General features: G+C 71.1%; 6 protein-coding genes. 5 read left to right on the top strand and 1 reads right to left on the bottom strand.

The genetic code is table 11. The annotated features are described in order from the left end of the window. Positions 1-187: 187 nt before the first annotated feature. The 4 genes from B1L07_15725 (at position 188) to B1L07_15710 (ending at position 13,714) form a co-directional block, all read left to right on the top strand. Positions 188-904 (top strand): hypothetical protein, encoded by a 717-nt coding sequence (locus B1L07_15725; GenBank protein ID AUZ56654.1) that lies wholly within the window; start codon positions 188-190, stop codon positions 902-904. A 300-nt stretch (positions 905-1,204) separates the two neighbouring features. Next, on the top strand, positions 1,205-9,310 hold the full coding sequence (locus B1L07_15720; GenBank protein ID AUZ56287.1) for a hypothetical protein: 8,106 nt from the start codon (positions 1,205-1,207) through the stop codon (positions 9,308-9,310). Continuing rightward, complete coding sequence (locus tag B1L07_15715) at positions 9,307-12,687, top strand: hypothetical protein (GenBank protein AUZ56286.1); 3,381 nt, start codon at positions 9,307-9,309, stop codon at positions 12,685-12,687. The genes B1L07_15720 and B1L07_15715 overlap by 4 nt, the downstream gene beginning before the upstream one ends. A gap of 10 nt (positions 12,688-12,697) precedes the next feature. Further along, a complete protein-coding gene (locus B1L07_15710; GenBank protein AUZ56285.1) occupies positions 12,698-13,714 on the top strand; it encodes a hypothetical protein in 1,017 nt (338 codons plus the stop codon). Positions 13,715-13,784: 70 nt separating this feature from the next. On the opposite strand, the gene B1L07_15705 is transcribed toward B1L07_15710, so the two are convergent. Then, positions 13,785-15,692: a hypothetical protein gene (locus tag B1L07_15705; GenBank protein ID AUZ56284.1), complete on the bottom strand. Its 1,908-nt coding sequence runs from the start codon at positions 15,690-15,692 to the stop codon at positions 13,785-13,787. A gap of 267 nt (positions 15,693-15,959) precedes the next feature. On the opposite strand from B1L07_15705, the gene B1L07_15700 reads away from it, so the two are divergent. Next, complete coding sequence (locus B1L07_15700) at positions 15,960-17,381, top strand: hypothetical protein (GenBank protein AUZ56283.1); 1,422 nt, start codon at positions 15,960-15,962, stop codon at positions 17,379-17,381. The last annotated feature ends 70 nt before the right edge of the window (positions 17,382-17,451 follow it).

Genomic DNA, 17,451 nt, shown 5'->3' with positions numbered 1-17,451 from the left:
TCCGCTTTCCAGCGGCTGCTGTGGGTGAACGCCGGAGAGCGACGGAGATTCTCTGATACTGCCGCTGCGCCGGCTGCTGCCGAGAATCCCACCCCGACGCCGGAGCCGCGCAGCGCGTGGCCGGCGTGCATGGGGAGCGGCATTGGAAACGACACTGGAAGGGCCGCCGCCAACCGCGCCGCGCCCGCTGCAGGGCCTCCGCATCCGGGTGGTGGAGGATGATCCGGAGTGGTGCGCGCTGGTGGTCGACGAACTCGCGCGGCAGGGCGCGGCGGTGCGTGGCCTTGGCAGTGTCGAAGCCCTGTACCGCGAGCTGGCGGTGGACGCGTGCGACATCGTCGTGCTCGACGTCATGCTGCCGGGCGAGGATGGATTCAGCGCGACCCGCCACCTGCGCCGCACCGGCGACATGGGCATCGTGCTGGTGACCGGGCGTGGCGCCGCCGCCGACATGGCCCATGGGCTGTCCGTGGGCGCCGATGTCTACCTGCCCAAGCCACTGGAGCTGCCGGTACTGGTGGCGGCATTGCACAGCCTGCATCGGCGCATGGCCGCACGCACCGCTGCACCGCCGTGCCCGGCGCCGGAGCCCGCGCCGCCTCCAGGCGACGGCTGGAGCCTGCGGGCAGGCGGCTGGGAACTGGGGTCGCCCGGCGGCCACGCCGTGGCCCTGTCCAGCGCCGAGCGCGCGCTGCTGCACGCACTGATCGCCAGCCCCGGCACGCCGGTCAGCCGCGAGCGGCTGATCGCCGCACTGACGCCCACGCCCCGGGATTTCGATCCGCACCGCCTGGAAGTGCTGCTGCACCGCCTGCGTGCGCGCGTCCGCGACGCCACCGGCCTGGCCCTGCCGGTGCGCGCACTGCGCGGCCAGGGATACCTGTGGGTGCCCACGCATTCGTGATCCCCGGCTCCCGCTGCATGGCGCCGCGCGGCGCCGCTGAGAGCGAGTGTGAGCGAGTGTCAGGAACTGCTACTGCCTTGGCTGCGCCCGCTGCAGAGAATGCCGCCCGGATGCCCTGACCGGGTGTCCCGCGCCTGCCCGCAATGGCAGGCACCGACAACACGCAAGGCCCGGCACGCCGTCAGCCGGGTGGGGCGCAACAGCTGCAGACGCAGGGGAACACCCGTGTACCAATCTCACGAACAGGCCGCTCGCGCGATGTCTTCGCGCGCGCACGCAAATGGATCTGCCGTCCGCGCGATGAAGCTCGCCGGTCTGTTGGCCGCGGTCGGCTTCATGGCGCCGGCGGCCAACGCCGCCGTTACCGCGACCCAGGTGACCACGGCCGCGGACATCGGCATCGGCCAGGACGTGAACGTCACCGTCGACTGGACGCGTACCAGCGCGGGCGGTGACACCGTCACCGTCGTCATCCCCGCCCAGCTCGGCGCCAACCCGCCCGCGCCCCCGGCCGGCTGCACCTACACCGCGCCGAACATGGTGTGTTCGACCACCGCCGGCAGCAGCGGCACGGTGAGCTTCCCGGTGCGCGGCGTGACCGCCGGTGGCTTCAACCTGACCGCCACCGGCACCTCGGGCCCGTCCGCCGCGTTCTCCGGCAACGTGCGCAACGCCGGCGACCTCACCGTCGGCAAGGCCATGACCGTGCCGGCGAGCGGCAGCCCGCTGACCGGTGGCAACAGCACCTTCCGGCTGACGCCGAACATCGCCGCCGGCGGCAACAACGTGCCGGTGGGCGGCAGCATCGTCATCACCGACAACCTGCCCGGCAGCGCGGCCACCGGTTTCGTGGTCACGGCAATCACCTTCGGCGGTCCGCTGACGCCGGCATGCACCACGGTGGCCACGGCCAACAGCAGCCGCGTGCTGACCTGTACCTATACCGCCGGCGGCTCGGCGATCAGCACCGCGCAGCTCAACAGCAGCTGGATCGAGGTCAGTGGCACCACCCGCAGCTACGGCAGCTTCGTCAACACGGCGTCGATCAGCTCCGCCAATACGCTCTACATCGACCTGGCCGCGGGCAACAACAGCGCCAGCCTCAACTACAACACCGAGCCGGCCACCGACCTGGTGGCGACCATCGCCACCACGCTCAGCAACAGCTCGGCCTCGCCCTCGGCGGGCCTGAGCAACCAGACCATCACCCTGGGTGTGACCAACAACGGGCCCATGGTGTCGGCCGCCGGTGCCGTGGTGGAGACCATCGTTCCGGCCGGCTTCACCCTCGGCACGCTGCCAGCCGGTTGTACATCCACGCCGGCCAGCAGCCTGACCATCGCCCCGCCGGTGAGCGGCGGCACCCAGACCGGGACCTGGAACGGCACCAAGGTCAGCTGCACCGCGGGCACGTTGAACGTGGGGCAGTCCGCACCGTTCGTGATCCCGGTGACCCTGGACAACGTGCGCCGCACCGGCGAGTACCTGCCCGCCGTGCTGACCCTGCCGCCCGGCCAGGACGACGGCCAGCCGAACAACAACAGCGCCACCGTCCGTTACTGGATGGCGCCGTCGGCGGCCGACCTGGGGCTGACCAAGAGCAAGCCGGCCAAGGTGGCACCGGGACAGACCATCAACACCACCCTGACCGTCACCAACCGGGGGCCGGAAACGGTCAGCTGGAGCCCCTCGCAGCCGCTGCGCGTGGTGGACTGGCTGGATCCGCGCGAAATCACCAATGCCTCGGTCACCGCCACCAACGGCTGGGTGTGCACCGTCACCCCGGCCTCGCCGCGAGCCGATGGCGTCAACCCCGCGCAGACGACGCAGGTCTCGTGCGAGCTGCCCGGCCCCGGCACCATGAACGTCGGCCAGTCGCGTTCCTTCAGCTTCGCCCACACCATCGCCGACGCCGCGACCCTGGGGCCGAACCCGGTGACGCTGACCAACATCGCCTGCACCGGCAGCGAGGTGCTGCGCCTGCTGGGGCTGAACGCGGGCAACGGCCCGCAGCCGGCCGACCCCGACGAGGCCGGCGCGACCGGTGGCATCGCCGAGAACGGCACCAACGGCCAGGACTGCCAGTCCGCCAACGGTATCGGCACCACCCTGGAAGACGTGCGGGTGGGCATCCGCAAGGAATCCTCGGTGGACGGCACCACCTGGCACGACGACGTCGCCGACGCGCCGACCCTGGCCGCCGCCGACAACGACATGCACTGGCGGATGACCATCACCACCGCCGCGGCGCAGGCGACGATCCCGACCCTGCAGGTGAAGGACATCTATCGCGGCCTGATGCGTGCCGCCGCCGCGGCACCGACCTATGTCACGCCGAACATCAGCTTCAACTACGACCTGAGCCAGGCCGCGGGCGCGACGCACAGCTGCCTCGCCAGTATCCCCGGCAATCCGAACTCGTACGGCCAGGGCGGCAGTACCATTGAATCCGGCAATACCACCGAGCAGGTCTGCAGTTTCAACAACGTGCCGGCCGGCGCCACCATCGTGGTCACCGCCACGCTGTCGCGCCCGTTGGGTGCGCCCACCGGCCAGCTGGACAACACCGCCACGCTGGATTCGCCCAATGCGTTCCTGAAGGACCTGTCCGGCGGCAACGTGATGAGCGATACCGCGCGGGTGCGGGTGCTGCCGCGGGCCGACGTGGCCATGGCCAGCAAGACGGTGACGACCAGCATCCCGGCCAGCGGCGGCAACAACCCGATGGCATCGGTGGGCGAGACCGTGCTGTTCACCCTGGTCGCCCGCAACCAGGGCCAGGACCACATCGCCGCCGGCAATTTCCGCATCACCGACAGCCTGTTCACCGGCGCGGCGACGTTGTCCACCCCGGCCTTCGAGGTGCTGGAAGTCAAGCCGGCCGACGTGGCCAAGATGAGCTGCGCGGCCAGCAACCTGGCCAGCGGTTCCATCTCCTGCGTCAACGTCACGAGCATCTCCCGCCATGAGGTGCAGACGGTCACCGTGCGCGCGCGCGTCAAGAAGCCGCCGAGCTACACCGGTGCACTGGGCGACAAGCTGTACGAGAACGTCACCAACACCGCCCAGGTCCACCTGGACAACATGTGCGAATACCGCGCCGATGGCGTGGCCAACTCGAATGCCTGCGGCGACGCCAACGCGCTGGCGAACAACACCGCCTCGGCCGTGTTCGACGTCACCGTGCCGTCGTTCGACCTGCAGCAGGGCAAGGTGCCGGTGTTCCCGGCCGGGCAGAGCGAGTTCCGCGCCGGCGACGACCTGCGCTACCGCTTCAGCATCCGCAACGCCGGCCCGTCGATCGCCGAAAACATCGAAATGACCGACACCCTGACCGTGCCGTCCGGGTTCACCCTGGCGCTGCAGGGCACGCCGCAGAACCTGAACGCCGCCGCGGCAAGCGCCGGCTACAGCCTGGCCAGCAAGACCGTTGCCTGCACCCAGGCGGCGCCGAACGCCGCGACCGTGTGTACGTTCGGCACCCTGGACGTGAACGAGGAAGTCAACTTCGAGCTGGTGTTCCGGCCCACCGGCGTGTCCACCGCGCCGGTGATCTTCGGCAATGCCGTGCACGTCTGCGCCGACGAGACCAACAGTTACGAATCCTCCGGCAAGTGCACCGCCGATCCGCTGCAGGCCGGCAACAACCTGGCCGCGATCAACAACGTGCTGTTCCCGAGCACCGACCTGGAAGTGGTGAGCAAGACCGCCATGGTCTCGCCGGCCGACGTTGGCCAGGCCGTGCCGTGGCAGATCGTGCTGCGCAACAACGGCATTTCCACCTCCACCCAGATGCGCGTGGTGGATACGCTGCCGTCCGGCTTCGAGTGGATTCCCGGCACCGCCCCGGGCGTGGGCAGCGCCACCGGTGGCGCCACACTGGCCGCGGCCGGCGGCACCCTGGCCGTGCAGCCCGGCCCGCCGGCGCCGGACGCGGCCGACGTCTGCTACGTCTCCAACGGCGTGGCCAGCGTCACCGCCGCGACCCCGGTGCAGCAGGTGACCTGCCACGTCAACGGCAACTTCCCGGCGGGCAGCGGCTACACCCTGACCCTGCATGCGCGTCCCAAGGCGGGCGTGTACGCCGGGCCGTGGCTGACCGACGTGGACAACCACGCGGCCGTGCAGCCGGGCAAGGACGCGGCCAACGAGGACCTGGCCAAGGACAGCAACCCCAACAACAACGAGCAGGACGGCCCGGTGCAGGTGCGCAACGCCAGCATCGCCGGCCGCGTGTTCCTGGACCAGAACAACAACGGTGACACCGACGCCGGCGACACCGGCCTGGCCAATGTCAGCGTGCGCCTGACCGGCACCGATGTGTACGGCAACGCGATCGACGTCACCGTCACCACCGACGCCAACGGCGACTATGCGTTCAACGGCCTGGCGCCGTCCGATGCCGCCGGTTACACCCTCAGCCAGGACCAGGGCACCGTGTCCGGCGGCTACAACAACGGCATGCCGCAGCCCAACAGCGCGCGCAGCGTGCGCAACGGCGCCAGCACCGGCGTGACCGACAAGGGCAGCGCCGGCATCGTCGCCAGCGGTGGCGTCATCAGCGGCGTGGTGCTGGGCAGCGGCGGCCAGGGCGTGCAGTTCGACTTCCCCGAGGTCACGCTGTACACGCTGTCCGGCCACGTGTTCCTGGACAAGAACGTCAACGACGTGCGCGACCCGGGTACCGACGAGCCCATCGCCGGCGCCACCCTGGAACTGCTGGAGCTGGTCGGCGGCGACTACGTGCCCGTCACCGGCCCGACCGGTACCGCGCTGACCGATGCCAACGGCTTCTACAAGTTCGTGGGCCTGGACCCGGCCAGGACCTATGCCGTGCGCGAAGTACTGCCGGCCGGCCACCTCAACCGCCCCAGCGCGGTCAAGCCCGGCACCTGCGGTGGCGCCGGCTGCAGCGCCGGCAGCGCGCAGACCGGCGTGGCCGGCGACGCGCCCACCACCGACCGCATCAGCGGCATCCGGCTCACCGGCAACGGCGAGAACTACGACTTCGGCGAGCAGGAAGGCGCCGAGATCCACGGCCGCGTGTTCATGGATTACGACAACGACGGCGTGCAGAACGGCAGCGACGGCGGCATCGGTGGCCAGACCATCGAGCTGCGCGATGCCGGCGGTACCGTGGTCACCACCACGACCACCGCCAACGACGGCACGTTCTCGTTCACCCAGCTGCTGCCGGGCACCTACACCCTGCACCAGCCGAACCAGCCGGCCGGCACCGCCAACGGCATCACCACCGCCGGCACCGTCGGCGGCATCACCACCGGCACCGCGACCGGGGTGAACACCACCCCGTCGCAGATCGCCGCCATCACCGTGGCCCCGGGCCAGAAGTCGCTGGAGAACCTGTTCGCCGAGATCCCGACCCGCAGCACCGTCGCCGGCCGGGTATGGCTGGACGGCAACGACAATGGCGTCATCGACGTGGGCGAGCAGGGCATCGCCGGAGTCACGGTCGAACTGACCGGTACCGACGTCAACGGCAACGCGATCACCCGGACCACCACCACCGGCACCGACGGCAGCTACCTGTTCGCCGACCTGCCGGCGGGCACCTATGCGCTCACCGAGCCGAACCAGCCGCCGCTGACGCTCAATGGCAAGACCGTGGCGGGCAACATCGGCGGCGTGCCGCTGGCCGGCGCCACCGCGACCGGCAAGGCCACCACGCCGTCGGCGATCGGCAACATCGTGCTGGGCGAGAACCAGCACGCGGTGCAGAACAACTTCGGCGAGATCCCGATGAACGGCTCGATCGCCGGGCGGGTGTGGCTGGACCGCAACAACGATGGCGTCATCTCCGTCGGCGAGACCGGCATTGCCGGCGTCACCGTGCGCCTGACCGGCACCGACGCCCAGGGTATGCCCGTGGTGGCCGAGGTGCGGACCGACGAAAACGGCGACTACCTGTTCGACGGGCTGGCGCCGGGCACCTACACCGTGACCGAGCCGGAACAGCCGGCCGGCACCTTCAATGGCCGTACCCGCGCCGGCAGCCATGGCGGCGACGCCACCGCGGTGGCGACCACGCCGTCGGCGATCAGCGGCATCGTGCTGGGCGCCAACGAGAACTCGGTGGCCAACAACTTCGGCGAGATCCCGCCGGCATCCATCGCCGGCCAGGTCTGGTACGACGACAACGACAACGGGCGCGTTGACGCCGGTGAAACCGGCATCCCCGGCCAGGAGATCGTGCTGGAAGGCGTGGACGACCTCGGCAACCCGGTCCGCGTGACCGCGGTCACCGACGGTGACGGCCGCTACTACTTCCCCGACCTGCGCCCGGGCCGCTACAAGCTGACCCAGCCCAACCAGCCGCCGCAGACGCAGAGCGGGCAGACGGTGCCGGGAACCACCGGTGGCGACGGCACGCCGAAGAGCGAGCCGGTCTCGGTGATCAGCGGGCTGACGCTGGAGCCGGGCATCCACTCGCAGTCCAACAACTTCGGCGAGCTCAACACCGACGTGCCCGACCTGCGGGTCAGCAAGTCGGTGGAGCCGGCGACCCTGGTCACCGGCGGCACCGCGAGCTACCGCCTCGTGGTGCGCAATGCCGGCCTGGCCGCGACCAGCGGCGAGTACGAGGTGGTCGACCGCCTGCCGCAGGGCGTGACCCTGGCCGCTGTCCCCACGGGCGACGGCTGGAGCTGCACCGGCAGTGCCGGCGACACCCGCTTCAGCTGCCGCAGCAGCACCGTGCTGGCCGCCGGGCAGACCTCGGCCGCGACCCTCAGCGCGCCGGTGCGGGTGGGCGCCGATGCCAGCGCCGGCACCGTCAACAATGCGGTGCTGGTCGCCGGCGGCGGCGAGCCGGAATCGCACCGCCCGACGCCGGAAGAAGCGCAGGCGCTGGAAGGCGGCGACGTCGGCATCCTGCCGGTGTGCGGGGCCGAGGTGGTGCACAACGCCTGCCGCCTGCCGAGCGAACTGGTGAAGGCATGGCCGGACGTGGTGGTCAGCAAGGCCGCCGACAGCGCCGTGTTCACCGTGGGCCAGCCGGCCAGCTACCTGATCCGGGTGCGCAACATCGGCGAGCGCGCCACCGACGCCGAGTACGTGGTCAGCGAACACCTGCCGGCCGGCATCGTGCTGTCGGGCCTGCCCGCCGGTGACGGCTGGGCCTGTACCGGCAGCGTGGGCGAGCGCCGCTTCGCATGCGCCAGCGCGCGCGAACTGGCTGCCGGCGCGAGCCATCCGGGCGCGATCAAGGTGCCGGTGGACGTGCTGCCGGAAGCCGTGGGCCAGGGCACCGTGAACAACGCGGTGATCGTGTCCGGCGGCGGCGAGGATCCGCAGCGCAAGCCCTCCGACGAGCAGTGGAAGCAGTTCGAGGAAACCCCCGGCCAGCTCGACCTGTGTGACCCGCAGATCAGCCAGAACCTGTGCCGGGTGCCGAACGAGGTGCAGGACGCGCCGGAAGACACGCAACTGGTGATCAGCAAGCGCGGCGACCGCGCCATGGCCGAGATCGGCGACACCGTGCAGTACACCATCGAGGTGCGCCACGTGTCCGGCAGCGCCGCGCGCACGGTGAACATCGTCGACGTGCTGCCGCGTGGCTTCACCTACCTCGACGGCAGCGCCCGCGTCGACGGCCGTGCGCTGGACGAACCGCTGGGCAGGCCGGGGCCGCGCCTGGGCTTCGACCTGGGCCCGATCGCCGCCGGCGGCCAGCTGCTGCTGACCTACCGCGCGCGCATCGGCGTGGGCGCGCTGCAGGGCGACGGCATCAACCGCGCGCAGGCGCACGGCTGCTCCATTGCCGGCGGCTGCATCGACCCGGTGGGCCTGAACCCGCTGCCGGGCTCGACCCCGTCCAACCACGCCCAGTACCGCGTGCGCGTCACCGGCGGCGTGTTCACCGACGAGGCCTGCGTGCTGGGCAAGGTGTTCGTGGACTGCAACAACAACCACGTGCAGGACCAGGAAGAACTGGGCATCCCCGGGGTGCGCCTGTACTTCTCCGACGGCACCTGGCTGGTGTCCGATTCGGAAGGCAAGTACAGCTACTGCGGGCTGCCGCCGAACAGCCACACGCTGAAGGTCGATGCGTCGACCCTGCCGGTCGGCTCGCGCCTGACCACCAGCAGCAACCGCAACCTGGGCGACGCCGACAGCCTGTTCCTGGACCTGAAGAACGGTGAGCTGCACCGCGCCGACTTCATCGAGGGCAGCTGCGCCAACCCGCTGCTGGAGCAGGTCAAGGCGCGCCGTACCCAGGGCGAAGTGCGCGCACCGGAGAGCGAGCCGGGCCAGTCGCCGCTGCGTTTCGAAAGCAAACCCGTCCGTGCGCCGCAGCAGGCCACGGATTCGGCCAACCAGAGACCGATCGTGGAACCCAGACCCAACCCGCCCACCGCATCGGCTTCGCAGGAGGTGCAGCCATGAGCCGCCGTCGCGTGCGCGCGATGCCGCGCCTGAGCCTGCTGGCCTGCGCGCTGGCCACGGCCGCAACCCCGGCCCTGGCCCAGAACGTGGGCAGCAGCACCCGTTTCACCCCGGTGCTGGGCGACGCCTCGACCCTGTACCCGCGCTCGCCGGCGAGCGTGGACGCGGCGCCGGAAGTGGTCGCCGCCCGTCCGGGCGCGCTGGACTACAGCCGCAACGGCGGCGTGGATCGGGTCCGCGTCGAGGTCGATCGTGACGGCGTGCCCGCCGACGGGCAGACGCCGGTGCATGTGCGCGTGCAGCTGCTCGACGGGCAGGGCAGGCCGCTGTCCGGTACCGCCTACGCCACCATCGAGCACAGCGGCGGCCGCATCCGCCTGCCGGGCTCGCGCACCGACGAGTTCGGCCCCGGCGCCGCCGATGCCGACAAGGTCACCCCCGGCGTGCAGCTGGTGGTGCGCGACGGCGTGGCCGAGTTCGACCTGCTGGCCCCGCACGAGCCGCAGGACGTGGTGCTGCGCATCACCGCCGGCGGCCAGGCCGCCGAGGGCGTGATCGGCTTCCTGCCGGAAATGCGCGAGCTGCTGGCCACCGGCCTGATCGAAGGCATCGTCAACTTCCGCAACAAGTCCAACGCCGGGCTGATCTCGCCGGTGCAGCACCACGACGCCTTCGACCGCGACATCCGCCGCTGGGAGAAGCAGTTCAACAACGGCAAGGCCAATGCCGCCGCGCGCACCGCGTTCTTCGTCAAGGGCCGGATCAAGGGCGAGTACCTGCTCACCGCCGCCTACGACTCGGACAAGGACGTGCGCGGCCGCCTGCTGCGCGACATCCAGCCCGAAGAGTTCTACCCGGTGTATGGCGATGCGTCGCTGCGCGGTTTCGACGCGCGCTCGGCCGAGCGCCTGTACGTGCGCATCGACAACAAGCGCAGCTACCTGCTGTACGGCGATTTCCAGACCGGCGACACGCTGGCCACGAGCACCGGCATCGGCGGCAGCGGGCCGATCCCGCAGCGCAGCCTGGGCACCTACAACCGCACCGCCACCGGCCTGGGCTGGCATTTCGAAAGCGCGCGCGCGCGCGGCAACGTGTTCGCCATCGAGGACTCGCTGCGCCAGGTCATCGAGGAGTTCCGCAGCCAGGGCAGTGGCCCGTACGCGCTGCGCAACAACGCGGTGCTGGAAGGCAGCGAGCGGGTGGAAGTGATCGTGCGCGACCGCAACCAGCCCACCCGCATCGTCTCGGTCCGCCCCTTGGCCAGGCTCGTCGACTACAGCTTCGAGCCGTTCTCCGGACGCATCCTGCTCAACCAGTTCATGCCGTCCTTCGACAGCGACCTCAACCCGGTGTCGCTGCGCATCACCTACGAGCTGGACCAGCAGACCGAGAAGTTCTGGGTGTTCGGCGCCGACGGCCAGTTCAAGCTGACCGACCGGCTGGAGGTGGGCGCCTCGGCGGTGGAAGACCGCAACCCGTACGCCGAGTTCCGCATGGGCAGCGCCAACGCCGCCTACCGCTTCGGCGAGAACACGATGCTGGTGGCCGAGTTCGCGCGCACCCACAGCGAGGTCAATACCAGTTCGCTCAACCAGTTCACCTCGCAGGGCCTGAAGGACGTGGTGGGCGAGGTCGAAGGCGATGCCTGGCGCGTGGAGTTCGCGCATGACGGCGACCGGTTCGATGCGCGCCTGTTCGCCGCCCGCACCGACCCGGCGTTCAACAACCCGGCGTCGCCGCTGTATGGCGGCCGCGGCGAGTACAACGCGCGGCTGGGCTACGCGGTCGGACCGCGCCTGGAGCTGTATGTCGAAGGCCTGCGCAGCGAGGACCGCAATCCCGATGGCGGCAAGCGCGATGCCGGCGGCGCCGGCGTGCGCGTGGGCGCCACCGAACGGCTGACCCTGGACGTCGGCCTGCGCAGCATCCGCGAGACCATCGGGGTGACCTCGCCGTGGTCGATGGGCGCGCCGTTCGGGCAGACCGGCGGCCTGACCGGCGGCTTCGCCACCGGTGCCGGCGGCGGCGCGCTGGGCTACGGCCAGCAGGCGCTGGACCCGGCTACCGGCCTGATGGTCATCAACGGCCCGTCGTCCGGCAGCCCCATCACCAGTGACCTGCCGATCGGCACTAGGCTGGAATCGGACAGCGCCCGCATCGGCCTGGGCTACCGCTTCAGCGAGAAGTTCAGCGGCGGCGCCGAGGTCGAGCAGAGCGTCAGCGGCGAGGACCGCCACCGCGTCGCCGCCGGCGTCGACTACCAGGTGTTCGAGCGCAGCCGCCTGTATGGCCGCTACGAGAAGCAGACCGGCCTGACCAGCGCCTACGGCATCACCACCACCGACCGCCAGGCCGATGCGCTGGTGTTCGGCGTGGACAGCAGCTACCTGCGCGACACCCAGGCGTTCAGCGAATACCGGCTGCGTGATGCGATCAGCGGCCGCGACGTGCAGGCCGCCTCGGGCATCCGCAACAACTGGGACATCCGCGAAGGCCTGCGCCTGAGCAGCTCGGCCGAGCGCGTAAACGTGATCGCCGGCGATACCGGCGACAGTACCGGCCTGGCGCTGGCGCTGGATTACAGCGCCAACCCGCTGTGGCGTGGCGCGGTGCGCGTGGAGCACCGCATCTCCGAGGACGTGGTGCACACCGAGGCCAACGAGGCGTTCGACACCACGCTGCTGCAGTTCATGCTGGCGCGCAAGCTCAGCCGCGACTGGACCCTGCTGGGCCGCAACTACCTGCTGGCGACCAACTACAAGGAACGCGGCGACGTCCTGCAGGACCGCTTCCAGCTGGGCCTGGCCTACCGCGACACCGACCGCAACCGGGTCAATGCGCTGATGCGCTACGAGTACAAGCTCGAGCGCGACGAAAGCGGGCTGACCCTGCTCGACGGCCAGGCGGTCAACGGCACCAGCCAGGACGTGCGCACCCGCGCCCATATCGTCTCCTCGCATGCCGACTGGCATCCGTCGCGGCCGTGGTGGCTCACCGGGCGCGTGGCCGGCAAGTGGCAGCGCGACCAGTTCGCCCTTGCCGACGGTGCCCGCGTCAACAGCAGCTTCCGTGCGCTGCTGTTGTCCGGCCGCATCGTCTACGACATCACCGAGAACTGGGACATCGGCGTGCTTGGCTCCACCTTCCGTGGCCAATCTGGCAGCAACCAGTACGCCTATGGCGTGGAAGTGGGCCGCCTGCTGCGGCAGAACCTGTGGCTGTCGGCCGGTTACAACTGGACCGGCTTCGAGGGCGACCGCGACCTCAACGGCTACGAGTACACCCAGCAGGGCGCGTTCCTGCGCCTGCGCTTCAAGTTCGATGAAGACCTTTTCCGCCGTGACCCGGTGCGCTACCGCGACCCGGCCCGCTGAGGACGACCCGATGAAATCTCCGCATACCCGTTCCACCCTGTCCCGCGCGCTGCTGTCCGCCGCCCTCCTGTCCATCGTGGCCGGCAGCGCCGGCGCCCAGCAGACCCGGCTCAACCCGCAGGAAAAGCGCATCACCGACGAAGCCATCCATGCCGACCTGCAGGGCTACGAAGCCACCCAGGGCCGCATCCAGGCGCTCAACGACGCCGGCCGCCCGGTACGCGACTACGGCATGGCCAAGGCGCAATGCTGGCTGGACGTGTCGTTCCACGAATACACCCGCAACGACCGCAGCGCGTTCCCGCAGGACGCGCTGACCGAGTCGGAGAAGCTGATCGTGGCCATGGAGAACGGCGTCTCGCCGCTTCCCACCGATACGCCCCTGGTCAACAACGCCCGGTACCTGCGCGACGACCTGTGGCAGCGCCTGAAGGCGATCCACGGTACCCCGGGCTTCAGCTGCGCACAGCAGGCCGTGGCCTGCGGCGAGGTCGAGCTGGTGCACGCCGGCAACGAGTTCAACCAGCAGCAGTGGCGCCACTCCAAGCCGTACATCCAGATCGCCGAAGACCTGGTCAACGACGCCGAGGCGCTGGCACGCCAGTGCGCCGTGGCGCCGGCCGCCGCGCCGGCGGCCACGCCGGGCCCGCTGATCGCCAACGTGCTGTTCGAGTTCGACCGCGACGGCCGCAAGGACATCCGCGGCTACTCGCTGGAGAGCATCGACCGCGCGCTGGCCACCCTCGCCGGCGAGAAGCGCGAACTGGCCGGGGTCACCCTGGTCGGGCACGCCGACCGCATGCAGGGCAGGGGCTTCGACTACAACCAGGGCCTGTCGCAGCGGCGCGCGCAGACGGTGCGCGAGCTGCTGATCGGCCGCGGCATCGCTGCCGACCGGATCCGCTACGAATACCGTGGCGATACCCAGCAGGTGCAGCAGTGCGACGGCGTCACGCCGCGTGCCGCGCTGCTGGAATGCCTGCTGCCCAACCGCCGGGTCGAAGTGCGCTTCGAACTGGCCCGGTGAGCGCACGCGCCAGGTGAAAGGCCGCGGTCTGCATCGGTTGCCGGGTGCGCGTGGCCGGCGGATGCCGTGTTCAGGGCAGATGGGACATCCGGTTGGGGCCGCGGTTTTCGTCGCGCGCCGGCGCGGCGGCAAGCTCGCGCGGTGGTGCCCACGACATCGGCCGGCCGCCGCCGATCGCGATCCAGCCCTGTGCCAGCGCGTGCTCGGGATCGCGCAGGATGCTGTAGAGGTCGACCGTGCGACCGTCGGCCAGGCCCCACAACCCGGCCCAGGTGCCGACGCCGCTGCGGCGCGCCACCTGCAGCGCCCGGCTGACCGCGCGCAGGGTGTCGGTCTGGTTCGCGGTGGCGCCCGGGAACAGCGGATGCGGGGCCACGCCGGCGGACAGGCTGGGGGTCAGGCACTGGCCCGGGGCGACATCCACCTGCAGCCGTTCGATGCGGCGGCACAGGTGCGCGGCCAGTGCGAACGCCGCGGCCTGCGACGTGTTGGCGCGGATCACCACGAACGTGGCCCCGCCCCAGCGCGCCACGTGGTCGTGCTGGTCGCTGCCGCGGACCAGTTCCTCGGCCACCGCGCGCAGCAGCAGGTCGCCGGCGGCATGGCCATGCAGGTCGTTGAGCGCCTTGAAGCCGTCGATCTCCAGCAACAGCACGGCGCTGCGCGCCTCGCCGGTGCGCGCTGACATGGCGGCGTCCAGCAGGCGCTGCGCCTCGCGCCGGTTCGGCAGCCCGGTGAGCGCGTCGATGGTGCCGAGCCTGCGCAGCTGCCGCTGCTGGCGGCGCATGCGCAGGTACAGGGCGCCGCCGCCCAGCAGCAGGATCAGCGCCGCCGCCAGTGCGGCATTGCGCAGCAGGCGGTCGCGGCTGGCTTCCTGGACGGCGTTGATGCGGGCCGGGTCCAGCGCCTTCTCGGCGGTGGCCTGCAGCCTCGCCAGCCGGTTGAGGTCGTCGCCCTTCATCCGTGCCTGGTCGATCTGCCTGGCCTGGCGCAGGTAGTCGCGCGCCTGGGCGGTATCGCCGAGTGCCACGCTGGTTTCGGCCAGAATGTCCAGGCTGTCGCGGGTTGCTTCGGGGAACTTGCCGGTTTCGGCCAGCGCCAGCGCCTGTTCGCCCAGCTCCCGCGCCTGCCGCGGCTGCTGCTGCTCGAGCGCGATCCGTGCCAGCCGCTGCAGGGTGACGATCTGCCCGAGCGGGTCGTTCTTCGCCTGCCACGGCAGGATCGCGAGGAACTGCGCCCTGGCCGCCTCCAGGCGGCCGCGGGCATGCTGGATTTCGGCCCGGTGGCCGCGGATCCGGTGCAGCATCACGTCCTGGCTGGACACGCGCCCGGCGATGGATTCGGCGCGGGCGAACGCCCGCTCCGCCTCGTCATGGCGCTTGAGCCGCAGCAGCGTGTAGCCATGGTTGTAGTGCAGCATCACGTCCTGCGGCAGCGGCGGCCGGCGCAGGTGGTCGGACAGCGCCAGCGCCTGCTGCAGGTAGTGCAGCGCGCCTTCGGGGTCGTCCATCTGCTCGCCGCGGATCAGGGCGATGCCGGTCAGCGCGGTGATCTGGCTGCCCACGTCGCCCTCGGCGATGCCGCGCTCGAGCATCGATTCGAGCAGCTGCAGGCCTTCCGTGGTCTGGCCATTGCGCTGCAGCAGGGTGGCGGCCATCTGCAGCGCACGGCCGCGTTCGAAGGCCGGTAGCCCCGGTGTCCGCAGCAGTGCCTGCAGGCGCGCGGCCGATTCCAGGCTGGCGTCGCCCTGGCCCAGCAGTTGGCTGGCGAAGCCGCGGCACCCTTCGGCGCCGATTTCGACCACCACGGGCAGCGCCGGCGTGGCCAGCAGCCGGGTGGCGATTGCCAGCGCCTCGCGCGGGGCGCCGTGCACCGTCGCGTGGCAGCGTGCCACCTGGTCCATCAGCCGTGCATCGGCTTCCACGGTCTGGGCGCCTGCGGGGCCGGCCACGACCGTCGCCAGCACCGCCCATGGCATCAGGCGGCGGAATCGGGTGGCACGAAGCGGTCGGGGCATGGCGTCCGGTGGTTCCAGGCGGGGGAGCGTCCGGCCGGCTGGCGGCGCGGCAGATCGCGCGACGGACGCCGGTAATATAGCCGTACTGCCCGCATGCCGGGCGCCGCCGGGCGGCCATCCGGCGCCGCGTCCGCGCCGCGCCGGCACATTGCCGCCGGCGGGCCCGTAATATGGCGGCGACCCATCCATTTGCCGCGTGGCCGCCCGCCGCGCCGGGGATTCCGCCCGATGCTTTCCCGCACTACCCGGCCCGGGGATCCGGCCGAGTCATCCCGGCGCACGCGTGCCAGCGACGCGCCGCGCGCGCCGGCGGTGGTCGATGCCACCGAGGCACGCGCCATGTCCATGCTGCTGCGCCTGCTGCTGGCCGTGGCCGGCTACCAGTTGCTGCTCCTGCTATGGGAGGGACCGGCGGCCAGCACGCTGGCGCAGGTGCTGGGCGTGGCCGGCATGCTCACCTGCCTGGTTTCGCTGGAACTGCTGCGGCGCCGGCGCCTGCACCTGTCGGCAATGGCGTTCGTGGTGCTCAACCTGGTGCTGACCTCGGTGGCCTACGGTTACTGGGGCCTGCGCGCGCAGATGCACGGGCAACTGCTGCAGCTGCTGCCGGTACTGCTGGCCGGTGCGCTGCTGGGGCGTCGCGCGCTGTGGCTGGCGACCGCCTGGCTGGGCGCGCTGCTGGCGCTGGGCGCGTGGCAGGACGCGGCCGCCGGCTTCTACCTGCCCTCGCGCGTGGAGCTGGTGCTGCGCGACCTGACGCTGTCCGGGTTCGGCACGGTGGTGGTCGCCTTCGTCCTGGACCAGTCACTGTCCGCGCTGCGCCACAATCTGCGCATCGCCCAGCGCCGCGGCGCCGACCTGGCGCGCAAGCGCGACGCGCTGCAGCTGGAGATGCAGGAAAAGGAACGCTCGCGCGAGCAGCTGGTGCATGCGCTGAAGATCGAGAACGTGGGCCGGCTGGCCAGCGGCGTGGCGCATGATTTCAACCATCTGCTGGCGCTGATCATGGGCTACGCCGGCAAGGGCCGCCGCAGCGACGATCCGGCCGAGCTGAAGGCGGCGCTGCAGGGCGTGGAGTCGGCGGCGCGGCGCGCCGGCGCGGTGACCCGCCGGCTGCTGGACTTCAGCCGCCAGGACGTGGCCCGGCCGCAGCTGCTGGACGCGGCCCCGACCATCGCCACGATGGAGCCGATGCTGCGCCAGTTGTTCGACGCGCGCACGGTGTTCGAACTGGATACCGGCCGGGTGCAGTGCCAGATCCATTTCGATCCGGCGCAGCTGGAACTGGTGCTGTTGAGCCTGGCCGCCAATGCCCAGCAGGCGATGCCCGACGGCGGCACCTTCCGGCTGGCGCTGTGCTGCCCGGAGCCGGGCAACGAACTGCGCATCGAGGTGAGCGACAGCGGCCATGGCATGAGCGAGGAAGTGCGGCAGCGCTGCATGGAGCCGTTCTTCACCACCAAGCCCAGCGGCCAGGGCACCGGCCTGGGCCTGGCGGTGGCCGGCAACCTGGTCGCCGCGGCCGACGGCCGCATCGAAGTGGACAGTGCCCCGGGCGAAGGCACCCGGTTCCACCTGTACCTGCCGGCGCGGCCGCTGCCCGCCGGGCCGGTGCCCGCGGCCGGGGGCGGCGAAGCGCTGCCCTGCTGACCGGCGCCGGGTGGCCGCCGCGGTGCGGGCCTGGCAGCGGCTACACTGCGGCACGGCCCGTCCGGAAACT

Origin of the sequence: Stenotrophomonas acidaminiphila (assembly GCA_002951995.1) — a bacterium.
In the GTDB taxonomy this organism is placed as follows: domain Bacteria; phylum Pseudomonadota; class Gammaproteobacteria; order Xanthomonadales; family Xanthomonadaceae; genus Stenotrophomonas; species Stenotrophomonas acidaminiphila_A.
The sequence above is the reverse complement of the archived record's forward strand: the minus strand, read 5'-3'. Positions and strand labels throughout refer to the sequence as shown.